Raw genomic sequence first — 21124 nt, 5'->3', positions numbered from 1 at the left:
CCGTTCCGGCACGCTCATTTCGCCCGGATGCAGGGGGCGGAGGGAGAAGATGAACGCTTAGTTAACCGGTGTTCCGCAGGAACGGGCCGTGTCCCCAACAGGGGGGCATCGCTCCTTGTTCAGATCGAGAGGACAACGGGGATGAAGACCAGCCTGATCATCAGCACTTCGGTCGCGGCGCTGCTCGCCGCCACCGCCAGCGTCGCCAGCGCGCAGGACGCCTCGCAGGGCGCCGGCGGCAATGCGGCCGCCGACAGCAGCCTCAGCACCGGGGACATCACTGTCAGCGATTCGGGGAACAGCGCCTCGACCAGCAACACGAGCACGACGACCAACACCGACGCCTCGTCGACCCGCGGCGACGTGGCGAACACCGATGCGTCGAACAGCTCGACCAACGACAGCTACAACAGCGCCAGCACGACGAACACGTCGACCAATACCGATGCGTCGACCGACAATAGCGGCAACACCGCCAACACCACCAACACTTCGACGGACAATAGCGGCAATACCGCCAACACGACCAACAGCAGCAGCACCAGCAACTGGAGCAGCGACAGCTCCTCGACCCGCGGCGACGTGACCAACACCGACGCGTCGAACAGCTCGACCAACGACAGCTACAACAGCGCGTCGACCACCAACACCGACGCGTCGACGAACGACAGCGGCAACACCGCGACGACGACGAACACGTCGACCAACACCGATGCGTCGACCGACAATAGCGGCAACACCGCCACGACGACCAACACCAGCACGATGAACACGACCAACACCGACAGCTCGTCGACGCGCGGCGACGTCACCACCACCACCAACACCGACAGCTCGTCGACCCGTGGCGACGTGACCAACACCGACGCCTCGAACAGCTCGACCAACGACAGCTACAATGGTGGCAACACCAGCGACAGCTACAATTCGGATGCGTCGACCGACGGCAGCTACAATGGCGGCAACACCAGCGACAGCTACAACAGCGCGTCGACGACCAACAACAACAACCAGGTCGACAACAGCAACAACTCGACCAACACGACGAACAACAACAACCAGACCTACAACACCGATTCGTCGTCGAACGACGTGGCCGACTCGTCGACCAACGGTTCGAACAACACGAACACGACGAACTACAACAACCAGGTCGACAACACGAACAACTCGGTCGCCAACTATTCGGCGGACGAGACGTTCAATGCCGGCGACGCCAATCTGGCGCCGACCAGCACGTTCGGCGACGGCGCGATGGTCGCCTCGTCCACCCTGTCCAACTATGTCTCGGGCGTGAAGGTGACCTTCGCCGGCACCGCTGGCGAATCGAGCACCACCAACAACAGCCTCACCACGGGCGATACCGCGTTCCAGAATTTCGCGGGCATGCAGGCGCTCAACGTCAATACCGGCGCGGGCGCCTCGCAGAACGCGAATGTCAGCGTCGCTGTCACGGCCGGTGACATCAACCGCTGATAGCCTCGGCGGAGGGCGGACCCACGGGAAGGATCCGCCCTCCCCTTTTTGGCGCACGGACAGACGAAGGATGAGGGGACAAGTCATGCGTAGACGGATCGTGCCGCTGGGGCTGCTCGCCCTGTGGCTCCCCGGCCCCGCGACGGGGCAGGAGGTCGCCGCCGCCGGCTTCGAGGCCTCGGCGCTGACCGAGACCGATCTCGGCGCGATCGCCGGGCGCGAGGATCACGGCACGCAGATCGCCCAGGCCGACCAGCGCAACACCGTTCAGAACAACAGCGTCACCGGCAATTCGACGACCGGCACGGTGACGATCGACGGACAGGCGTTCCAGAACCTGTCGGGCCTGGCGGTGATCAGCGCCAACAGCGGCAACAATGTCGCGATCAACTCGGCGATGAACGTCGTCATCAACCTCGCGCCGCCGCAATGAGCCCGGGCCGGACGCTGCTGCCGCTGCTGCTGGCCGCCGCGACCGGCGGCTGCGCCGCGCAGATCGGCCATGGCGACCCGCGCTTCGCCGCGTCCACGACGGGCGCGGGCGACTATAGCGTGCCGGTCGCCTCGATGCTGGCGCGCAAGTTTAACACGGTGGTGCGCCAGCAATATGATTTCAGCTGCGGCTCGGCCGCGCTGGCGACGCTGCTCCACTATCATTACGGCCTGCCGCGATCGGAGACCGAGGTCTTCACCGGCATGTGGCGCGAAGGCGACCGTGCCCAGATCCGCCGGGTGGGCTTCTCGCTGCTCGACATGAAGCGCTACCTCGCCGACCAGAAGCTGGGCGCGGACGGCTACAAGGTGTCGCTCGATGCGATCGCCAAGCGCCGCCTCCCCGGCATCGCGTTGATCACCACCAAGGGCTATCGCCACTTCGTCGTGGTGAAGGGCGTGGTCGGCGACCGGGTGCTGCTCGGCGATCCGTCGCTCGGGCTCCAGTCGATGCCGCGCGCCACCTTCCAGGGCATGTGGAACGGGGTCTATTTCGTCCTCAACACCCGGCCCGACCTCGGCGCGCGCAGCTTCAACGCGCAGTGGCGGGCGCTGCCCCGCGCACCGGTCGGCAGCCCGTTCATCGATCCGCTCAGCCAACAGGCGCTGACCCTCAGCGCCCCCTTCTACCGGGATTTCTGACGATGCTGGTCCGCCTTCTCGCCGCCGCATGGCTGGTCTGGGCGAGCCCGGCGGCCGGGCAGGACGCCGACGCGCCGGTTACTCCGCCGGCCGTCGCCCCCACCGCGATCCTGCCCGCGCCGCCGGTGGCCGATGCCGATCTCGCCACCATGACCGGCAAGTTCCTGCTGCCCGGCGGGGGGGCGCTGGCGCTGTCGATCACCAGCGACACGATGGTCAACGGCGCGCTGGTGCTGCGCACGGTGCTGACCGTCGACCAGGGCAGCAACCTCGCCGTGTTCGGCCGCGCCGCCGGTGTGCCCGCCGTGGCCGCCCCGCACGAGACCGGCGCGAGCGCCGCCGCCCCGTCGCTCGCGCAGGGCGTGTCGGTGCTGTTCGACCGGCGCGCCGGCACCCAGATCGTGATGCCCACCGTCACCACCGTCCGCGCCGCGGGCGCGACCGGCATCGGCGACGCGCGCCCGGCCGGGGCGAACGCGCAGGACGGCGTGGTCCCGATCGCCGTCGTCGCCGGCGGCCCCGCGATCGCGACGCCCGACGGGCTCGTCACCCTGTCCAACCTGCCGCGCGGCGCGCAGGTGACGCTGGAGGGCGACCGGCTCGGCATCGCCCATCTGGTCGGCCAGTCGGTCGGCGGCGCGGTGCTCAACGCGGGCAATGATCGGGTCATCGACCATGTCACAACTATCGGAATTGATTTGAAAGATGCCAGTGCGCTGGCCATGGGTTCGGCAGCGATGCGGGTCGATGCGGTGGTCACGGACCTCGCACGCGGCATGGTGCGATGACGGGGGAGAGACGGGCATGATGCGGGGACAGGCATGATGATGCGGACGAGCGGCGCGACGCTGGTCGCCCTCGCTGTGCTCACCGCCCCCGCGCACGCCCAGCCCGCCCGCACCCCGCTTCAGGCCGAACTCGACCAGGCCCGCGCCGAGATCGCGGCGCAGCGCCGCCAGATCGAGGCGCAGGAGGCGCGGCTGCGCGCGCTTGAGGCGCGGTTCGCGGCGCTGCCGCCCGCCGCCGGCCCCGCCCGCCCCTCCGGCGGCACCCAGCCCCCCGCCGCGGTCGCGCAGGCGAGCGCCGCCGCCACCCCGGGCGATCCCGCCACCATGGTCGCGTCGGTGCCGACCGCGCCGGTCGAGAGCGTCGGCGCCCGCCCCGCCGGCAGCGATCGCCCGCCCGAGGTCGCGGTGCTCGGCAGCGAGGGCAGCGTCGTCACCCGCAAGGGGCAGCTGACCGGCGAGTTCCAGCTCGACTATGCCCGCGCCGACCGCAACCGCGCGCTGTTCCGCGGCATCGAGATCGTCGAATCGGTGCTGGTCGGCGAATTCAACATCAACGAGAGCCGGCAGGACATCATCACCGCCTCGCTCGCCGCGCGCTATGGCCTGACCGACCGGCTGGAGCTCGGCGTGCGCGTCCCCTTCGTCCAGCGCTGGGATACCTCGGTCCTCGTCCCCGTCCAGGGCAGCACCGGCAACGACGCCGCGCGCGAGATCGACAGCTCGGCCGAGGGGCGCGGGGTCGGCGATATCGAGATGTCGGCGCGCTACCAGCTGCTCACCGGGCGCGGCGGCCTGCCCTATCTGGTCGGCAACCTCCAGGTCGTCGCCCCGACCGGCAGCAACCCCTTCAACATCGCCCGCACCGCGGCGGGCGAGGCGCGCGAGGCGGCCACCGGCGCGGGCTTCTGGGGCATTTCGCCCAGCGTCACCGCGATCCTGCCCAGCGACCCCGCCGTGCTGTTCGGCACGCTCGGCTATACCCGCAATTTCGGCCGCCACGTGAACACCGTGATCAGCCCGGTGCGGATCACCTATGTGAAGCCGGGCGACGCCATCTCGTTCAGCGCGGGCATCGGCATCTCGCTCAACGAGCGGACCTCGATGAACCTCGGCTATGCGCAGACCTGGGCGTTCGGCACCCGGACCCGCACCCAGCTGCTTTCGCCCGGCGCCAACGACCCGGACTTCCTCGAATCGACCTCGCGCGATCTGCAGATCGGCCGGCTGCTGTTCGGCGTGACCTATCGCGCGACCGACCGGGCGAGCATCAACTGGTCGGTCGAGGTCGGCGCGACCGACGATGCCGCCGATGTGCGCTCGGTGCTGCGCATGCCGCTCATCCTGCTGCTGCCCCGCTGATCTTCGTACGTCTTCCGACAAAAACCGCTTGCTAACCCTTTTGCCGTTAGGGAAGGCGCTCCAAACGGGCGGAGCGCAGTGATGGGGGCGGCGGGCGTGGCGAGGAAGGCGAGCGGATCGGAGGGCCTGTTCCACCGAATCGGCGCTTTCCTGGCCGAGCAGGGCCTCAGCCCCGAACCCGGCAACTATGCCTTCGCCTATGCCGTGCTGAGCGATCCCGACAGTGCCCTGGCGCGCGAGGTGGAGGCGATCACGACCGGCGGCTTCCGTCTGCGGCGCGACGATCTGGAGCGTCTGGGGCTGGAGATCGGCACCGCGCCGCCGCCGCGCCGGGTCGACGCCAATCCGGTGTTCGAGCGCCAGGCCGAGCAGCTCGTCGCCCAGACCCAGGCGCAGGTCGACGGCTTCGCCGACATCGTCCGCGAGATGCACAACGAGACCCATGGCTTCGGCCGCGATCTCGCCGAAAGCGCCGCCGCGATCACCGACGCGACCCCGGTCGCGGTCAGCGAGCTGTCGCGCATCGCCGGCGCGATGCTCGCGCGCGTCCATGATTCGGAACAGCGCCTCGCCCGCGCCACCGACGAGACCGAAGCGCTGCGCAGCAAGCTGGCCGAGGCCCGCACCGCGGCCCGGCGCGACCCGCTGACCGGGCTCGCCAACCGTCTCGCCCTGACCGAGGCGTTCGACGCGCGCAGCAGCCGCGACGGCCCGCACTGCCTCGCGCTGTGCGACATCGACCGGTTCAAGCGGATCAACGACGAGCATGGCCATGGCGTCGGCGATCGCGTGCTCGGCATGATCGCCAAATCGCTGTCGGAAAGCTTCGGCGACTATGTCGTCGCCCGCTATGGCGGCGAGGAGTTCGCGGTGCTGCTCACCGGCGTGAAGCTCGCCGATGCCGCCGCGATGCTCGACGAGGCCCGCGCCTCGGTCGGCGCCCGCCGCCTGCGCAACCGCGACACCGACGCGCCGATCGGCGCCGTCACCTTCTCCGCCGGCATCGTCGCGATCCAGGAAGGCGAGTCGGCCGAAGAGGCGATGGATCGCGCCGACCGCCTCCTCTACACCGCCAAGGCCCAGGGCCGCGACCGCGTCTGCGCGGGGTGAACGGGCGCGCAGGATGCGCCTTCGCTACGACCCGATCACCAAAGGCCGGATTTGTAAAAGCCCCTCCCCTTCAGGGGAGGGGTTGGGGTGGGGCGTAGCAGTCTCATCGAGCCCATCGCTTGCGGAAACGCCCCACCCCCGGCCCCTCCCCTGAAGGGGAGGGGGGAAGGTACGTACCATAGCGCGAATGTTCCACGTGGAACATTCGCCGAACATTCTACCACACCTGCGCCTCTTACCGTCATCCCCGCGCAGGCGGGGATCCAGACGCGCGGAAGCCTGCCGCATCGCTCGCAAACGTCAGAGATTATCGATTCCCGCCTTTGCGGGGATGACGAGCGAGCCCCCCCCGATCGTCATCCCGGCGAAGGCCGGGATCTCCCGAGGCTCCTGCCCCCACAACCGCCAAAGGCCCCGGCCTTCGTTGGGGCGACGTCGAGCATGTGAGGTCGACAGACACAACGATGTTCCACGTGGAACATTGGCAGAACACCGCACCGCCTCTTCAACAAACGGGATCCTGCGCCGCGATCTGGCGCATCCCACCGACCACCTAGGTGAAAAACGCCAACCCTAGCCGCCAGCTCCGCACCAACCCACGCATTTCCGCCATTCTCGCGACTTGGCACGCCCCCTGCAAAGCACCTGGCATCGGGACGGACGGTCCGCCCCGCCACGCACAACAGGGAGTTTCCACCATGACCACCACCTTCGAGATCGCCCAGCGCATCGTCTTCAGCTCGGTCGCCGCGCTGGTCTTCGCCGCCGTCGCCGTCTGCGCCGCCACCCCGGTCGTGCCGATCGCCTGATCGCCCCGCCCATCCGAAAGGCTGGACCCATGAAACAGAGCATTCTTCTCGGCCTGATGGCCTTCGTTTCCACCGCCGCGATGCTGGCGGGCACCGCGCAGATCGCCCAGGTCGCGCTGGTCTGATCCGCCGACCGGGCGGCCGGCGGTCAGGCGATCGCCGCCGCCCCGGCGGGCCCCACCGGGGCTTCCTCGGCCCGCGAATAGGTGCCGGTCAGCAGACCCGCCGCCAGCACATGCCCCGTCATCGCCGCGATCAGCGCCGAGCGTCCGGGATCCGGCCCCGGATCGCCCGCCCCGGCATCGAGCGCAAAGAGCTGGAAGCAATAGCGATGCGCGCCATGGCCGGTCGGCGGATCGGGCGGCAGCCACCCCTCGCGATAATAGGAGTTGCGGCCGACATCGCCGCTCTCATGCCCGGCCCCGTCCGCCGCGATCGCGCCCTCGGCCAGATCGCGCAGTTCGGGATCGATGCCCCAGATCACTGCGTGCACCAGCGGCTGCGGCGTCGGCGAGTCGGCATCCTCGACCAACAGCGCCAGCCGCGCCGTGCCGGCGGGCGGGTCGCGCCACAGCAGCGGCGGCGACACGCCCTCGCCGTCCGCGGTGAAGCGCACCGGCAGCCGCGCGCCATCGGCAAAGGCGGGGCTGCTCAGCTCGAGCGCGGCGAAGGCGCCCAGCTCCGCCTGCACGATCGCCAGCTTGTCCGCCCCGGCGCGCAGGTTGCGCAGCGCATGACCCAGCCATTGCGGCACATGCTCCAGCATCCGATCAGCTCTCCTGTCCCTGCGGGCAGCCGCCCGGCCGCATCCGGGTCTCGCGTCGGCTCGTCCAGCGGCTGCGGTCCTGCATCGTCGCCGCGTCGTGCAGGCACATGCGCGCCTTTTCCGCATCGCCGTCGACGGCGACCAGCAACGTCCAGTTACGGCCGTCGCAATCATGCGGCGCGCAGCCATGCGCCGCGACCCGATCGCCGCGCGCGAAGATCGGCGCCTGCGTCGCCTCGCGCCCGGTCATCTCGCGACGGATCTTCTCCTCGGGCACCAGATCGATCAGCGCATTGGCCACCTCGGTCCGGTCGTAGAAGGTAACGCCGTCGACCGCGTCGCGCGGATAGCGGCCGGCATAGGCGCTGAGCGGCGTCGCGTTGCGCTGCCCCGGCATCGGGTCGGGCGCCTGGGTGACGGGCGGGACGAAGCCGCTCGCCGCCACCGCCCGCGCCTCTTCCTCGCGATCGGGCGTGCGGTGGCAGGCGCCCAGCCCCGCCATTCCGGTGATCATCACGCCCATCAGCACCAGCCGCGCCCGGATCATCGCATAACCCCTTCACCCATCGGAACGCCCGATCGGGCCAAGGGGTTGCCGAACCATGGCCCATGACCTCTCCCGCTTCGTCGCCGCGCAGGCGACGAGCTACGACACCGCGCTCGCCGAGCTGCGCGCGGGCCGCAAGCGCAGCCACTGGATGTGGTGGATCTTCCCCCAGATCGCCGGTCTCGGCCGCAGCGAGACCGCCCGCCACTACGCCCTCGCCTCCGCCGACGAGGCGCGGGCCTACCTCGCCCACCCGCTGCTGGCGTCAAGGCTGCACGCAGCCGCTGGCGCGGTCCTCGCCGCGCCCGGCAGCGCCGAAGACGTCATGGGACCGATCGACGCGATCAAGCTGCGCTCCTCCATGACCCTGTTCGCCGCAGTCGCGGACGACCCCGCGCCGTTCCGGGCGGTGCTCGACCGGTTTTATGGCGGTGAGGATGATCCAGAGACGGTTGGGCGGTTGTAGGCTGGTGGCCGTGTTGCGGTGGCTTCCTTAGGGTGGAGGCCCGTCTAAGCTCGGTAGCCGTCAGAAAGATCGTACACGTTTCAGCCGTACCAGTCGGCAACAGCACGCAAAAAAATTCACCTTCCGAAAATTGAGTGATTGCGATTGCGTGGGGGAGGCGAATCCAAATCGCCGTCCCGGCACATCGCTGCAAGGCAATCCAGTGATCGCTCCATCATATCACGAACGATTTGCAGGGTCTCACAGGTGCCGCCTTGCGCGAGAAGAACACCAACCTGATGAGCATGGGCGAGTTTGCCGCGACGAATACGTTCGAGGTTGATTCGCAGAGTAGCGAACGACACGCGCTTTCCATCCCAGAGGATATGATCTTCGGCACCGACAGTGATGAGATGGAACGTCTGAAGCTCTTCAAGGTGCCTGGCCCACGTGGACGGGGCAGAAGCGCAAGGTGGGCCTTTCACCTCGCGCCTAATGGCTGTCCTTGCACCCACTGATGCCGCTGTACTGCCGCATCCGATCGCGACTGCAAGTAAGACGCATCGCTTCGCCAGCCTCATAAGCGGACTTTGCACTTGATCGCCAATACGGCAACCTCCGCTTTTCGCAGAAGCAGGCACCTCCGACAGGTTTCCTGCCAAGAATTAGTGCAAAACCTCAGAACAATCAGTCGGATCATCCCCGTTCGACCCGGCGCAGCCCATCGACAGGAATTTTCCCCAAGGTGGCGCGGCCGCGCTTTGGCTCACGCACAAGCCGCGATAGGAGGTCGCGCCCTCCCCCGACCGAAAGCCTGCCCCATGTCCGTCCACACCGCCCGCCTCGCCGCCCTTCGCGAGCGGCTTCGTGCCGATGGGCTGGACGGCTTCGTCGTGCCGCTGACCGACGAGCATATGAGCGAATATGTAGGCAGCTATGCGCAGCGGCTCGCCTGGCTGACCGGGTTCGAGGGGTCGGCCGGCACCGCGGTGGTGCTGGCGGAGCGCGCCGCGATCTTCACCGACGGGCGCTATACGCTGCAGGTGCGCGAGCAGGTGTCGGGCGAGGACTGGGACTATGTGCCCGTGCCGCAAGTACCTGTCGCCGCATGGCTTGGCGACCATGCCCCTGCGGGCGCGCGAATCGGCTATGACCCGTGGCTCCATACCGCGGCCTGGGTGGACGAGGTGCGCGCCGCGCTGTCGGCGCGCGAGGCGGCGCTGGTGCCGGTCGCCGCCAATCCGGTCGACGCGATCTGGGCCGACCGCCCGGCCCCCTCGCCCGCACGGCTGACCGTCCAGCCCGATGCGCTCGCCGGCGCCTCCTCGCCCGAGAAGCGCGCGACGATCGGCGACTGGCTGGGCAAGCAGGGCGCCGACGCGCTGGTCCTCTCGGCGCTCGACTCGATCGCGTGGCTGCTCAACATCCGCGGCACCGATGTCGCGCACACGCCGGTCGCGCTCGCCTTCGCCATCGTCCATGCCGATGGCGCGACCGACCTGTTCGTCGCGCCCGACAAGGTCGATGCGACCGTGCGCCAGCATCTCGGCAACGCCGTCCGCGTGCGCGACCGGGCGGATTTCGCCGCGGCGCTGGGCGACTTCGCCGGGCAGCGGGTGGCGGTCGATCCCGCCGGCTCGGTCGCCGCCATCGCCGATGCGCTGGTCGCGGGCGGGGCGAAGCTGCTGCCGGCGCGCGATCCGGTGCTGCTCGCCAAGGCGATCAAGAACCCGGTCGAGATCGCCGGCCACCGCGCCGCCTCCGCCCGCGACGGCGCGGCGCTGTGCCGCTTCCTGCGCTGGGCGGAAGAGACCTGCCCCGCCGGCACCGAGACCGAACTCTCCGCCGCGGCGCGCCTCCTCGCCTTCCGGCAGGAGGGCGGTCGGCTGCTCGACACCAGCTTCGCCACCATTTCCGCCACCGGCGCGCATGGCGCCAGCCCCCACTATCACGTCACCGAGGCATCCGACGCCCCGATCCGGCCGGGCGACCTCTATCTGATCGATTCGGGCGGCCAATATGCCGACGGCACCACCGACGTGACCCGCGTGATTCCGATCGGCGCGCCGACGCCCGAGATGCGCGACCGCTTCACCCGCGTACTCAAGGGGCATATCGCCATCGCCACCGCCGTCTTCCCCGATGGCACGCCGGGCGCGCAGATCGACGGCTTCGCCCGCCGCCCGCTCTGGGAGGCGGGGCTCGATTACGGCCATGGCACCGGCCACGGCGTCGGCGCCTATCTGTCGGTGCACGAGGGGCCGCAGCGGATCGCAGCGCCCAACTATCCCGGCGGCCAGTCGCTCGAGCCGCTGCGGGCGGGCATGATGCTGTCCAACGAGCCCGGCTATTACAAGCCCGGCGAATACGGCATCCGCATCGAGAATCTCGTGTTGGTCGAGCCGCGCACGATCCCCGGCGGCGATCCGGACCGGGCGATGCTCGGCTTCGAGACGCTGACCTTCGCGCCGATCGAGCGCGAAATGATCGATCCGGCCCTATTGACGGACGACGAGCTATCCTGGATCAATGGCTACCATGCCGCGGTGACGAAGATCATCGGGCCGGAGCTGGATGAGGATGATCGGGCATGGCTCATGCGAAAATGTTCGGCCGTTACGCGTTGACCGCCGCGACGCTGATCGGCGGCTTCACCTTCGCCTCGCTCAGCGCCTGGCAGGCGCTGGGCTGGTGTCAGCACACGATGTTGCGCTGATCGTCGGTTTCGTCGGGTCTTCGTCCGCAGGCCCGGCGGCGTCCGGGCCGGTCGGCGTCGCCGCTCCGGCCGCATCGCGCGCCTGCGCCTTGCGACGATGCAGATTGGCCCTGAGCGCCGCCGCCAGCCGCGCCGCCTTGTCGTCGTCCTTGCCCATGGCCAAAGCCTAGCGCCTGCAACAGAAGCTTGACAATCCGCCCGCCCTCCGCTCTAGGCGCGCTTCCGTCCGCGGACGAGTGCTGCCGTAGCTCAGTGGTAGAGCGCATCCTTGGTAAGGCTGAGGTCGTGAGTTCAATCCTCACCGGCAGCACCATTTTCTCCTGACGGAACGCCGCCGCGGCCGGTCAGGCGCTCGACCAGGAAATCGACGAAGACCCGCACCCGTGCCGGCGTCGCCGCGCCGCCGACGAACAGCGCGTGGATCGGCTCGTGATCCTGCGGGTTGAACGCCTCCAGCAGCGGCACCAGCGCGCCGCTGGCGAGATCGTCCTCTACGGCGAACCGCTCGACCCGCGCGATGCCGACGCCCGCGCGGGCGAGCTGCGCCAGCGACTCGCCGTTGTTCGCCTCGATCGATCCCGTCACCGCGAGCGCGCGGTCCCGCCCGTCTTCGCGGAACGGCCAGCCGGGCTCGGCGCGGCGGAAGTTGAAGCTCAGGCAGTTATGGCCCAGCAGGTCGTCCGGCACGTGCGGCGTCCCCTTCCGGGCGAGATAGGCGGGCGCGGCGACGACTACCCGCCCGGTCTCGCCCAGCTTGCGCGCGGTGAGCGGACTGTCGGCGAGCTGCCCGAAGCGGATGGCGACATCCGCCTGGCCGCCGAGCACGTCGACGCTCCGGTCCGACAGGTTCAGGTCGACGACGATGCCCGGATAGCGGGCGGTGAAATCGCCGAGCAGCGGCACGATGGCGATCCGGCCATGCGCCAGCGCGGCGGTGATGCGCAGCCGCCCCCGGGGACTCGCCTGATCGGCGATGGCATCCTCCACCTCGGCCATGTCGGCCAGGATGCGGCGGGCGGCGCGCAGATAGGCCTGCCCCTCCGCGGTCAGCGCGAGCGCCCGCGTCGTGCGGAGCAGCAGCCGCACGCCGAGCCGCGCCTCGATCCGGACGACGATCCGGCTGACCGCCGACGGCGTCAGCCCGAGTGCGCGGGCGGCGGCGGACAGGCTGCCATGGTCGGCCACCGCGGCGAAGACCGCCATCTCTCCGGAGCGCCCGGCATCGTTCATCTGTGATCTCCGAGCAAAGCTGCTGGTCCCATTCTGCGGCTACACGGCGGCGGCGCAAGCCATCATCTCACGCGGCGCAACAACGAAAGGCGGCCGTATGCGCGTCCATCCACCCCTTCTGGCGCTGGCGATCGGCGCATTCGGCATCGGCGTGACCGAGTTCGCGCCGATGGGCATGCTGCCCGACATCGCCGGCGACCTCGGCGTGTCGATCCCGGCGGCGGGGCTGCTGGTCAGCGCCTATGCGATGGGCGTGCTGATCGGCGCGCCCTTGATGACGCTGACCACCGGCCGCATCGACCGGCGGACGCTGCTGATCGCGCTGATGGGCATCTTCACCCTCGGCAATGCGCTGGCGGCTTTGTCCGACGGATATTGGATGCTGCTGGCGGCGCGGGTCGTCACCTCGTTCAACCATGGCGCCTTTTTCGGCGTCGGATCGGTGGTGGCCGCCAGCCTCGTGCCGCCGGAGAAGCGCGCGGCCGCAGTTGCCGCGATGTTCACCGGCCTCACCGTCGCGACGATCGGCGGCGTGCCGCTGGCGACCTGGGCCGGCGAGGCGCTCGGCTGGCGCACCGCCTTTGCCGGGATCGCCGGCGTCGGCGCGGTGGCGATGCTGTCGCTGCGTCTCGCCCTGCCGGCACTGCCCCCGGCGGCGGGCAGCGACCTGCGCGCCGAGCTGCGCGTGCTGGCGCGCGGGCCGGTGCTGATGGCGCTCGCGCTGACCACCATCGGCTTCGGCGGCGTGTTCACCGTTTTCACCTATATCGTCCCGATCCTGCGCGACGTGACGCACGGCTCCACCGGCTACGTCACCGCGATGCTGATGCTGTTCGGCGTCGGGGCGACGATCGGCAACGCCCTGGGCGGGCGGCTCGCCGACCGTTCGGTGGACCGGGCCTTGCGGACGATGCTGTCGGTGCTGGTCGCCACGCTCCTCGCCTTCACGCTGGTGATGCCCTGGCCGGCCCCGGCCGCGGCCGCCATCCTGATCTGGGGCATGGCCAGCTTCGCGATCGTGCCGCCCTTGCAGATGCGCGTGATGGATTCGGCGTCGGACGCGCCGAACCTCGCCTCGGCGATGAACATCGGCGCGTTCAACCTCGGCAACGCCATCGGCGCGGCGCTGGGCGGCGGGGTGATCGGCGCCGGTCTGGCGCTGCCGCTCGTATCGCTCGCCGGAGCGGCGATGACGGCGCTCGCGCTGCTGATGATCGTGGCGCTCCGGCACCGACCCCGCGCCGCGACCTGCAAGGCCTGACCCGGCGGGACAGCGGGCACCGATCCGCCCTCGCCTCCGCCCTCGCCCCGTGCCATGGACCGGCACAGACAGCGCGCTTGCCGACTGCCTTCAATTGTCCTACTTATTAGGCAAAGGAGAGGGTGTTGGTATCGGGTACGGACGGGCGCGGGGCGGAAGCCGGCGCCTATATCGCCATCGACTGGGGAACGACGAACCGCCGCGCCTATCTGGTCGCGGCGGACGGAAGCGCGATCGACACGATGCGCGACGATCGCGGCGTCCTCGCCGTCGCCGCCGGCGACTATCCGGCCGAACTCGCCGCCATCCGCGCCCGCTATGGCGACCTGCCGGTGATCGCCGCCGGCATGGTCGGCTCGACCCGCGGCTGGCGCGAGGCGCCCTATGTCCCCGCCCCCGCCGACGCGGCGTCGCTCGCCGCGGCGCTGCTCGTCATCCCGGAGGAGCGGTGCGCGATCGTGCCGGGCCTGTCCCTTCTCGCCGGCCCCCGCGCCGATGTGATGCGCGGCGAGGAGGTGCAGGTGCTGGGCGCGGTGGCGGCGGGGCTCGCCCCGGCCGATGCGCTCTTCTGCCAGCCCGGCACGCACAACAAATGGGTCCGCACCGAGGGCGGGCGGATCACCGGTTTCGCCACGGCGATGACCGGCGAGCTGTTCGCGCTGGTCCGCGATCACGGCATCCTCGCCGGCATGCTCGACGGCCCGGTGGCCGATGGCGAGGCGTTCCGCGCGGGCGTCCGCCGCGGCGCCGGCGCGGCCGACCTGCCGGTCGCCCTGTTCGAGGTGCGCGCCGCGGTCCTGCTCGGCCGCCTCGCAGCCCGGGACGCCGCCGCCCATGCCAGCGGCCTGCTGATCGGCGCCGATGTCGGCGCGCAGGCGCTGGGGGGCGAGACGGTGCAGCTTCTCGCCGACGGCACGCTCGCCGCGCTCTATACGGCCGCGATCGAGACGCTGGGCGGCGCGGCACGCCGCATCGACAGTCACGCCGCCTTCCTGGCCGGCATCCATCAGCTTCAGGAGCTTCGTTCTTGACCGACCTTGCCGCGCGGTTCGCCGCCGCCTTCCAAGCCTGTCCCCTGGTCGCGATCCTGCGCGGCCTCACCCCCCCGGAAGCGGAGCCGGTCGGCGATGCGCTGGTGGAGGCGGGCTTCACCCTGATCGAGGTGCCGCTCAACTCGCCCGATCCCTATGACAGCATCGCCCGGCTGGTCCGCCGCCACGGCGACCGCGCGCTGATCGGCGCCGGCACCGTGCTGCGCCCCGAACAGGTCGCCGAGGTGCAGGCGGCCGGCGGCACGCTGGTCGTCTCCCCCAATACCGACACGCGCGTGATCGCGGCGGCCGTCGCCGCGGGGCTGATCGCGATGCCCGGCTATTTCACGCCCAGCGAGGGCTTTGCCGCGCTCGCCGCCGGCGCCCACGCGCTCAAGCTCTTTCCCGCGGACGGCACCACCACCGCGATGCTCAAGGCGCAGCGCGCCGTGCTGCCCAGGGAGACGAAGGTCCTCGCGGTCGGCGGCGTCGCGCCCGACACGATCGCGACCTGGCGCCAGGCGGGGGCGGACGGCTTCGGGCTCGGCTCGAACCTCTACAAGCCCGGCAAATCCGCCGCCGACGTCGCGCGCGACGCGGCCGCCTTCGTCGCGGCGGTGCGGGCATGAGCGCGCCGATCCGTCTCGCCGTGATCGGCATGGGCAAGATCGCGCACGACCAGCATCTGCCCGCCATCGCCGCCGATCCCGATTTCCAGCTCGTCGCCACGGTCAGCCGCCATGGCGGGCCGGTCGACGACCTGCCCTTCTTCCCCAATATCGAGGCGCTGATCGAAAGCGGCCTGGCGGTCGACGCGGTCGCGCTCTGCACCCCGCCCCAGGTCCGCCGCGCGATCGCCGCGACGGCGCTGGCCCAGGGCTGGCACGTCTTCCTCGAAAAGCCGCCCGGCGCGACGCTGGCCGAGGTGGTGACGCTGGAGGAGGCGGCGCGCGCGACAGGCGCCAGCCTGTTCGCCAGCTGGCACTCGCGCTACGCCAAGGGCGTCGAGCCCGCCCGGGCCTGGCTCGCCGACCGCCGGATCGATTCCGCGACGGTGACCTGGCGCGAGGACGTGCGCGTCTGGCATCCGGGGCAGGAATGGATCTGGGCGGCGGGCGGCTTCGGCGTGTTCGATCCCGGCATCAACGCGCTGTCGATCGTCACCCGCATCCTGCCGCGCCCCTTCTTCCTGACCGAAGCGGCGCTCGACGTGCCGTCGAACCGGCAGGCGCCGATCGCCGCGCGGCTCCAGTTCCGCGACACGGCCGGCGTCGCCATCGCCGCCGATTTCGACTTCCGCCAGGAAGGCCCCCAGCATTGGGACATCGTGGTCGAGACCGACCGCGGCCCGCTGCGCCTCGCCGATGGCGGCGCGACGCTGACCCTGCCGGATGGCTCGGTGCCGACCGCGGCCGAGGGGCTGCACGGCGAATATCCCGGTCTCTACGCCCGCTTCGCTGCGGTGATCCGGGCGGGCACCAGCGATGTCGACGTCGCGCCGCTGCGCCATGTCGCCGACGCCTTCCTGCTCGGCCATCGCAACCTCGTCGAACCGTTCGTCGAATGAGCGACCCCGCGCGCGACCTGCCGACCGAGGCGCGGCGCCGCCCCGCCCATGCGCAGGTCGCGCGCGAAATGGGGATCGCGATCGTCACCGGCCGCTATCCCCCCGGCTCCAACCTGCCGGGCGAGCACGAGATCGCCGCCCGGCGCGGCATCGCGCGCAGCGTCGTCCGCGAGGCGCTGCGCATGCTCGGTGCCAAGGGCCTGCTCGAAAGCAAGCCGCGCGCGGGCACGCGGGTGCGCGATCGGGCCGAGTGGAACCTGCTCGACCCCGATCTCCTCGCCTGGATGTTCGAGGGCGAGCCCCCCGCCGACTTCGTCCGCAGCCTGTTCCAGCTGCGCCTGATCGTCGAGCCCGCCGCCGCCGAGCTCGCCGCGGTCACCCGCACCCCCGCGCAGCTCGCCGCGATGGACGAGGCGCTCGATCAGATGGCGCTGCACGGCCTGGCGACGCCCGAGGGGCAGGCGGCGGACCAGCGCTTCCATCATCTCGTCCTGCACGCGACGCAGAACGAGCTGCTGGTCAGCCTGGCGGTGACGATCGGCTCGGCGGTGCGCTGGACGACGATCTACAAATACCGCAATTCCCGCCACCCACGCGATCCGATGCCCGAGCATCGCCTGCTCTACGACGCGATCGCCGCGCAGGATCCCGCCGCGGCGCGGGCGGCGACGGTGACGCTCATCACCGAAGCCGAAGCCGCCACCGCCGCCATCGTCGCGCAGATGGCGGAGGGTGCGGGCTGAGCCCCCCTTCCGTCATCCCCGCGCAGGCGGGGATCCAGACACGCTGACGGTGCGGCTCCTTCGAGACGTCGGAGGTTCTGGATTCCCGCCTTCGCGGGAATGACGGTCGAGGGAAGGAACAGGCCCCCCTCATCCCGTTCGTGCTGAGCTTGGCGAAGCACGGGGCCGGAGCATCGAAATCCCCGCTCCCGCCCACTCCAGCCTTGTCCGACAATAGCCCAGCCTCTATCTCGCGAGCCGAACGCCGGTCCGCCGGCTCTCCACGGAAAAGAGGAATCCCATGATCGACGGCGCGATACTGATCGGTGCGGAGCTGCGCCAGGCGGAGACCCGCTTCACCTCGGTCGATCCGGCCACGGGCGAGACGCTCAAGCCGAACGTCTCCTCCGCCGGCCCGGCCGATGTCGCCGATGCCTGCGCGCTCGCCGCCGCCGCCGCGCCCGCCTATGCCGCGACCGACCCCGAGACGCGCGCCGCCTTTCTCGAAAGGATCGCCGACGCGATCGCCGCGATCGGCGACCCGCTCATCGCCCGTGCGATGCAGGAGACCGGGCTGCCGCGCGCGCGGCTGGAGGGCGAGCGGGGCCGCACCGTCGGCCAGCTGCGCCTGTTCGCGCAGGTCGTCCGCCAGGGCGACTGGCTCGACGCGACGATCGACCCCGCGCTGCCCGATCGCCAGCCGCTGCCGCGCCCCGACCTGCGCCGCCTGAACCTGCCGGTCGGCCCGGTCGCGGTGTTCGGCGCGTCCAACTTCCCGCTCGCCTTCTCGGTCGCGGGCGGCGACACCGCCTCGGCGCTCGCCGCCGGCTGCCCGGTGGTGGTGAAGGGCCACCCCGCCCATCCCGGCACCGGCGAGCTCGTCGCCCGCGCGGTGCGCGATGCGGTCGCCGCGGCCGGCCTGCCCGCCGGCGTCTTCTCCTATCTGCCGGGCGAGACCAACGCGCTGGGCGAGGCGCTGGTCGCCGATCCGCGGATCAAGGCGGTGGGCTTCACCGGCTCGCGTGGCGGCGGCCTTGCGCTGATGCGCATCGCTGCGGGCCGCGAGGAGCCGATCCCGGTCTATGCCGAGATGTCGAGCATCAACCCGGTCATCCTCTTCCCCGCCGCGCTCGCCGCCCGGGGCGAGGCGCTGGCGCCCGCCTTCGTCCAGTCGCTGACCATGGGCGCGGGCCAGTTCTGCACCAATCCGGGCCTCGTCCTCGGCGTCGCCTCGCCCGAACTCGACCGCTTCGTCGAGGCGGCGGGCAAGGCGCTGTCCGAATCGCAGCCCGCGACGATGCTGAGCCCCGGCATCCATGCCAGCTTCGAGAAGGGCGTGGACGCGCTCGCCGGCCACAATGCCGTCACCCAGGTCGCGCGCGGCCAGGTGGGTGAGGGCGTCAACCAGGCGGTCGGCGCGCTGTTCGTCACCGACGCCTCCGCCTTCCTCGCCGACCGGGCGCTGGGCCATGAGGTGTTCGGCTCCTCCTCGATCGTGATCCGCTGCCGCGATCTCGCCGAGATCGGCACCGTCATCGCCAGCCTCGAGGGCCAGCTGACCGCCACGATCCAGATCGACGATGCCGATGCGGACGCGGTGCGCGGCCTGCTCCCGATCCTCGCCGAGCGGGTCGGCCGCATCCTCGCCAATGGCTGGCCGACCGGCGTCGAGGTCAGCCACGCCATGGTCCATGGCGGCCCCTTCCCCGCGACCAGCGACGGCCGCACCACCTCGGTCGGCACCGCCGCGATCTACCGCTTCCTGCGCCCGGTCTGCTTCCAGAACATTCCGGAAGGGCTGCTGCCGGAGGCGATCAGCGACGCCAATCCGTGGAGCATCGCCCGCCGGGTCGACGGCAAGCGCGAGGCCTCGACGCGCTGATCGGCGCGGGCTGACGATGACGAAGGGGGCGGTCCTGCGGGGCCGCCCTTTTTGTTTGGACGGCTGCATTAGGCAGGCGTCGCCAGCCACGTTCAAGGCCGGTCTTGGACCGTGGTCCATCCTGACTGAACCGTCCTCCCAGCGAAGGCGGAACCTCCGCGAAAGCCCGAGCCATCAACCTTCTCGTCCACCCCGGCGCAGGCCGGGGTCCAGCTGGGTGAAGCTTTGCAATAGCTTACCGCCGTCCCCCAACTGGACCCCGGCCTTCGCCGGGGTGGACCAGAAGCTTTTGCAAAGGTCCCGCGAAGACTGGGATCTACCCGTTATCGGGCGAGGCAAGAGCCGCAAATGGCTCCAGCCTGCGCTCGGGCGACGAACGCAGGTCAGCACCTCGCTGCCCATCCACGTACGCCACCCCAAAAGAAAGGGGCCGCCGTCTCCGGCAGCCCCTCTTCCCTCAAACCCGGAACCACCCGTCAGTGGTTATCCCGCGGCAACCCCTGCGTCTGGGCGATACGCTGATACTTCTCCGCGCCCTCCAGGATCGCGCCGGTCGCCATCTGGCCGACCACCGCGCGCTGGATCTCCTGCCACGGCGTCTGCGAGGCGGGGTAGCGATAGCCGCCTTCGGCCTCCAGCTTGCGGCGGCGCTCGGCGAGCTCCGCGTCGGAGATCAGCACGTTCGCCGATCCCGTATTGAGGTCGATCCGCACCCGGTCGCCGGTTTGCAGCAGCGCCAGCCCGCCCATCGCCGCCGCTTCGGGGCTGGCGTTGAGGATCGAGGGGCTGCCGCTGGTGCCCGACTGGCGGCCGTCGCCGATGCACGGCAGCGAGTGGACGCCCTCGGTGATCAGATAGGCGGGCGGGCGCATGTTCACGACCTCGGCCGCGCCGGGATAGCCGATCGGGCCGGCGCCGCGCATGAACAGCAGCGTCGCGGGCGTGATGCCGGTCGCCGGATCGTCGATCCGGTGGTGATAGTCCTCCGGCCCGTCGAACACGACCGCGGGTCCCTCGAACGCATTCAGGTCGTCGGGGTTGGACAGGTAGCGCTCGCGGAACTCCTCGGAGATCACGCTGGTCTTCATCACCGCGGCGTCGAACAGATTGCCCTTGAGGACGATGAAGCCCGCCTCTTCCTTGAGCGGCTGGTCGAAGGGGCGGATGACCTTCTCGTCCTCGATCGTCGCATCGCGGCAATTGTCGCCCATGGTGCGGCCGTTGACGGTGATCGCGTCCTCATGGATCAGCCCCTGGCCGATCAGCTGCGCGACCACCGCGGGCACGCCGCCGGCGCGGTAGTAATCCTCGCCCAGATACTCGCCCGCGGGCTGGAGATTGACGAGCAGCGGGATCTTGTGCCCCTCCGTCTCCCAATCCTCGACCGGCAGCTCGACGCCGATATGCCGCGCGATCGCGGCGAGGTGGATCGGCGCGTTGGTCGAGCCGCCGATCGCCGAATTGACCTTGATCGCGTTGTGGAACGCCTCGCGGGTCAGGATGTCGGAGGGCTTGAGGTCCTCCGCCACCATCTCGACGATGCGCTTGCCGGTGAGATAGGCGACTTCCTGCCGGTCGCGATAGGGCGCCGGGATCGCCGCCGAGCCGGGCAGCGACATGCCCAGCGCCTCGGCCAGCGAGTTCATCGTCGTCGCCGTGCCCATCGTGTTGCAATAGCCGGTCGACGGCGCCGAGGAGGCGACCAGGCGGATGAACTCCGCATCGTCGATCTCGCCCGCCGCCAGCATCTGGCGCGCCTTCCACACGATCGTGCCCGATCCGGTGCGCTCGCCCTTGTGCCAGCCGTTGAGCATCGGCCCGACCGACAGCGCGATCGCCGGGATGTTCACCGTCGCCGCCGCCATCAGGCAGGCGGGCGTCGTCTTGTCGCAGCCGATCGTCAGCACCACGCCGTCGATCGGATAGCCGTAGAGCGATTCGACCAGCCCCAGATAGGCGAGGTTGCGGTCCAGCCCCGCGGTCGGCCGCTTGCCCGTCTCCTGGATCGGGTGGACCGGGAATTCGATCGCGATCCCGCCCGCCTCGCGGATGCCCTCGCGCAGCCGCTCCGCCAGCACCAGATGGTGGCGGTTGCAGGGCGACAGGTCGCTGCCGGTCTGCGCGATGCCGATGATCGGCTTGCCCGAGCGCAGTTCGTCCAGCGACAGACCGAAGTTCAGATAGCGCTCCAGATAGAGCGCGGTCATGTCGATATTGTCGGGATTGTCGAACCAGGCGCGGCTGCGCAGCTTGCCCTGGGCGGGGTCGGTCGTCATCGAGA

20 protein-coding genes and 1 tRNA gene are annotated in these 21124 nt (G+C 70.3%); 17 read left to right on the top strand and 4 right to left on the bottom strand.

Features of this window, described 5'->3' with window-relative positions:
- The first annotated feature begins 141 nt into the window (after nucleotides 1–141).
- From IEX18_RS15660 to IEX18_RS15635, 6 genes are all read left to right on the top strand, one after another.
- Nucleotides 142–1476 carry a hypothetical protein gene (locus IEX18_RS15660; protein ID WP_188659806.1) on the top strand — a complete coding sequence of 445 codons (1335 nt, stop codon included), beginning with the start codon at nucleotides 142–144 and terminating at the stop codon, nucleotides 1474–1476.
- A gap of 85 nt (nucleotides 1477–1561) precedes the next feature.
- Nucleotides 1562–1909, top strand: coding sequence for a hypothetical protein (locus tag IEX18_RS15655; protein WP_188659803.1), 348 nt, complete (start codon nucleotides 1562–1564; stop codon nucleotides 1907–1909).
- Nucleotides 1906–2610: a C39 family peptidase gene (locus tag IEX18_RS15650; protein ID WP_188659801.1), complete on the top strand. Its 705-nt coding sequence runs from the start codon at nucleotides 1906–1908 to the stop codon at nucleotides 2608–2610. Before IEX18_RS15655 ends, IEX18_RS15650 begins: the two co-directional genes overlap by 4 nt.
- Before the next feature lie 2 nt (nucleotides 2611–2612).
- Complete coding sequence (locus IEX18_RS15645; RefSeq protein ID WP_188659798.1) at nucleotides 2613–3398, top strand: hypothetical protein; 786 nt, start codon at nucleotides 2613–2615, stop codon at nucleotides 3396–3398.
- Nucleotides 3399–3431: 33 nt separating this feature from the next.
- Entirely contained in the window at nucleotides 3432–4757 is a 1326-nt protein-coding gene (locus IEX18_RS15640) for a transporter (RefSeq protein ID WP_188659795.1), read from the top strand.
- An 81-nt stretch (nucleotides 4758–4838) separates the two neighbouring features.
- Nucleotides 4839–5867, top strand: a complete 1029-nt coding sequence (locus IEX18_RS15635) for a GGDEF domain-containing protein (RefSeq protein WP_188659792.1) — start codon at nucleotides 4839–4841, stop codon at nucleotides 5865–5867.
- A gap of 957 nt (nucleotides 5868–6824) precedes the next feature.
- Here the strand turns inward: IEX18_RS15635 and IEX18_RS15630 are convergent.
- Both IEX18_RS15630 and IEX18_RS15625 read right to left on the bottom strand, forming a co-directional pair.
- Entirely contained in the window at nucleotides 6825–7442 is a 618-nt protein-coding gene (locus IEX18_RS15630; RefSeq protein WP_188659790.1) for a YbhB/YbcL family Raf kinase inhibitor-like protein, read from the bottom strand.
- A gap of 4 nt (nucleotides 7443–7446) precedes the next feature.
- Nucleotides 7447–7989 (bottom strand): Ivy family c-type lysozyme inhibitor, encoded by a 543-nt coding sequence (locus IEX18_RS15625; RefSeq protein WP_188659787.1) that lies wholly within the window; start codon nucleotides 7987–7989, stop codon nucleotides 7447–7449.
- Nucleotides 7990–8044: 55 nt separating this feature from the next.
- Here IEX18_RS15625 and IEX18_RS15620 point away from each other — a divergent pair, with 55 nt between their 5' ends.
- From IEX18_RS15620 to IEX18_RS15605, 5 genes are all read left to right on the top strand, one after another.
- Nucleotides 8045–8455, top strand: a complete 411-nt coding sequence (locus tag IEX18_RS15620; protein ID WP_188659785.1) for a DUF1810 domain-containing protein — start codon at nucleotides 8045–8047, stop codon at nucleotides 8453–8455.
- A 254-nt stretch (nucleotides 8456–8709) separates the two neighbouring features.
- Nucleotides 8710–8952, top strand: a complete 243-nt coding sequence (locus tag IEX18_RS15615) for a hypothetical protein (protein WP_188659782.1) — start codon at nucleotides 8710–8712, stop codon at nucleotides 8950–8952.
- 303 nt (nucleotides 8953–9255) lie between these two features.
- Entirely contained in the window at nucleotides 9256–11061 is a 1806-nt protein-coding gene (locus IEX18_RS15610) for an aminopeptidase P family protein (RefSeq protein ID WP_188659778.1), read from the top strand.
- Complete coding sequence (locus IEX18_RS18770) at nucleotides 11025–11150, top strand: hypothetical protein (RefSeq protein WP_268234952.1); 126 nt, start codon at nucleotides 11025–11027, stop codon at nucleotides 11148–11150. The genes IEX18_RS15610 and IEX18_RS18770 overlap by 37 nt, the downstream gene beginning before the upstream one ends.
- A 238-nt stretch (nucleotides 11151–11388) precedes the next feature.
- A tRNA-Thr gene (locus IEX18_RS15605) sits at nucleotides 11389–11463 on the top strand.
- Here IEX18_RS15605 and IEX18_RS15600 read toward each other — a convergent pair.
- Complete coding sequence (locus tag IEX18_RS15600; protein WP_188659774.1) at nucleotides 11442–12380, bottom strand: LysR family transcriptional regulator; 939 nt, start codon at nucleotides 12378–12380, stop codon at nucleotides 11442–11444. The two genes, IEX18_RS15605 and IEX18_RS15600, sit on opposite strands and share 22 nt — an antisense overlap.
- A gap of 97 nt (nucleotides 12381–12477) precedes the next feature.
- Between IEX18_RS15600 and IEX18_RS15595 the strand changes: the two genes are divergently transcribed.
- From IEX18_RS15595 to IEX18_RS15570, 6 genes are all read left to right on the top strand, one after another.
- Entirely contained in the window at nucleotides 12478–13641 is a 1164-nt protein-coding gene (locus tag IEX18_RS15595; RefSeq protein ID WP_188659771.1) for an MFS transporter, read from the top strand.
- A gap of 125 nt (nucleotides 13642–13766) precedes the next feature.
- Nucleotides 13767–14672 (top strand): 2-dehydro-3-deoxygalactonokinase, encoded by a 906-nt coding sequence (locus tag IEX18_RS15590; protein WP_188659768.1) that lies wholly within the window; start codon nucleotides 13767–13769, stop codon nucleotides 14670–14672.
- The gene (locus tag IEX18_RS15585) at nucleotides 14669–15301 is read left to right on the top strand and encodes a 2-dehydro-3-deoxy-6-phosphogalactonate aldolase (RefSeq protein WP_188659765.1); all 633 of its coding nucleotides are present in this window, start codon (nucleotides 14669–14671) and stop codon (nucleotides 15299–15301) included. The genes IEX18_RS15590 and IEX18_RS15585 overlap by 4 nt, the downstream gene beginning before the upstream one ends.
- On the top strand, nucleotides 15298–16239 hold the full coding sequence (locus IEX18_RS15580; RefSeq protein WP_188659762.1) for a Gfo/Idh/MocA family protein: 942 nt from the start codon (nucleotides 15298–15300) through the stop codon (nucleotides 16237–16239). Before IEX18_RS15585 ends, IEX18_RS15580 begins: the two co-directional genes overlap by 4 nt.
- The gene (locus IEX18_RS15575; protein WP_229664628.1) at nucleotides 16236–16982 is read left to right on the top strand and encodes a FadR/GntR family transcriptional regulator; all 747 of its coding nucleotides are present in this window, start codon (nucleotides 16236–16238) and stop codon (nucleotides 16980–16982) included. The genes IEX18_RS15580 and IEX18_RS15575 overlap by 4 nt, the downstream gene beginning before the upstream one ends.
- 280 nt (nucleotides 16983–17262) lie before the next feature.
- The gene (locus IEX18_RS15570) at nucleotides 17263–18843 is read left to right on the top strand and encodes an aldehyde dehydrogenase (NADP(+)) (RefSeq protein WP_188659758.1); all 1581 of its coding nucleotides are present in this window, start codon (nucleotides 17263–17265) and stop codon (nucleotides 18841–18843) included.
- A gap of 476 nt (nucleotides 18844–19319) precedes the next feature.
- Here the strand turns inward: IEX18_RS15570 and IEX18_RS15565 are convergent, their stop codons facing one another.
- On the bottom strand, nucleotides 19320–21119 hold the full coding sequence (locus IEX18_RS15565) for an IlvD/Edd family dehydratase (RefSeq protein ID WP_188659755.1): 1800 nt from the start codon (nucleotides 21117–21119) through the stop codon (nucleotides 19320–19322).
- Nucleotides 21120–21124: the final 5 nt, after the last annotated feature.

The sequence above is a fragment of the Sphingomonas metalli genome (assembly GCF_014641735.1).
Taxonomy (GTDB): Bacteria; Pseudomonadota; Alphaproteobacteria; order Sphingomonadales; family Sphingomonadaceae; genus Sphingomonas; species Sphingomonas metalli.
Note: the sequence above shows the minus strand (reverse complement) of the source record. Positions and strands in the feature narration are given on the sequence as shown.

What these genes read in the sequence shown, in the direction of transcription:
- IEX18_RS15580 (WP_188659762.1), top strand. Translation starts at nt 15,298, where the DNA reads ATGAGCGCGCCGATCCGTCTCGCCGTGATCGGCATGGGCAAGATCGCG.
- IEX18_RS15660 (WP_188659806.1), top strand. Translation starts at nt 142, where the DNA reads ATGAAGACCAGCCTGATCATCAGCACTTCGGTCGCGGCGCTGCTCGCC.
- IEX18_RS15640 (WP_188659795.1), top strand. Translation starts at nt 3,432, where the DNA reads ATGATGATGCGGACGAGCGGCGCGACGCTGGTCGCCCTCGCTGTGCTC.
- IEX18_RS15575 (WP_229664628.1), top strand. Translation starts at nt 16,236, where the DNA reads ATGAGCGACCCCGCGCGCGACCTGCCGACCGAGGCGCGGCGCCGCCCC.
- IEX18_RS15595 (WP_188659771.1), top strand. Translation starts at nt 12,478, where the DNA reads ATGCGCGTCCATCCACCCCTTCTGGCGCTGGCGATCGGCGCATTCGGC.
- IEX18_RS15625 (WP_188659787.1), bottom strand. Translation starts at nt 7,989, where the DNA reads ATGATCCGGGCGCGGCTGGTGCTGATGGGCGTGATGATCACCGGAATG.
- IEX18_RS15565 (WP_188659755.1), bottom strand. Translation starts at nt 21,119, where the DNA reads ATGACGACCGACCCCGCCCAGGGCAAGCTGCGCAGCCGCGCCTGGTTC.
- IEX18_RS15650 (WP_188659801.1), top strand. Translation starts at nt 1,906, where the DNA reads ATGAGCCCGGGCCGGACGCTGCTGCCGCTGCTGCTGGCCGCCGCGACC.
- IEX18_RS15600 (WP_188659774.1), bottom strand. Translation starts at nt 12,380, where the DNA reads ATGAACGATGCCGGGCGCTCCGGAGAGATGGCGGTCTTCGCCGCGGTG.
- IEX18_RS15635 (WP_188659792.1), top strand. Translation starts at nt 4,839, where the DNA reads ATGGGGGCGGCGGGCGTGGCGAGGAAGGCGAGCGGATCGGAGGGCCTG.
- IEX18_RS15655 (WP_188659803.1), top strand. Translation starts at nt 1,562, where the DNA reads ATGCGTAGACGGATCGTGCCGCTGGGGCTGCTCGCCCTGTGGCTCCCC.
- IEX18_RS15610 (WP_188659778.1), top strand. Translation starts at nt 9,256, where the DNA reads ATGTCCGTCCACACCGCCCGCCTCGCCGCCCTTCGCGAGCGGCTTCGT.
- IEX18_RS15645 (WP_188659798.1), top strand. Translation starts at nt 2,613, where the DNA reads ATGCTGGTCCGCCTTCTCGCCGCCGCATGGCTGGTCTGGGCGAGCCCG.
- IEX18_RS15620 (WP_188659785.1), top strand. Translation starts at nt 8,045, where the DNA reads ATGGCCCATGACCTCTCCCGCTTCGTCGCCGCGCAGGCGACGAGCTAC.
- IEX18_RS15630 (WP_188659790.1), bottom strand. Translation starts at nt 7,442, where the DNA reads ATGCTGGAGCATGTGCCGCAATGGCTGGGTCATGCGCTGCGCAACCTG.
- IEX18_RS18770 (WP_268234952.1), top strand. Translation starts at nt 11,025, where the DNA reads ATGGCTCATGCGAAAATGTTCGGCCGTTACGCGTTGACCGCCGCGACG.
- IEX18_RS15570 (WP_188659758.1), top strand. Translation starts at nt 17,263, where the DNA reads ATGATCGACGGCGCGATACTGATCGGTGCGGAGCTGCGCCAGGCGGAG.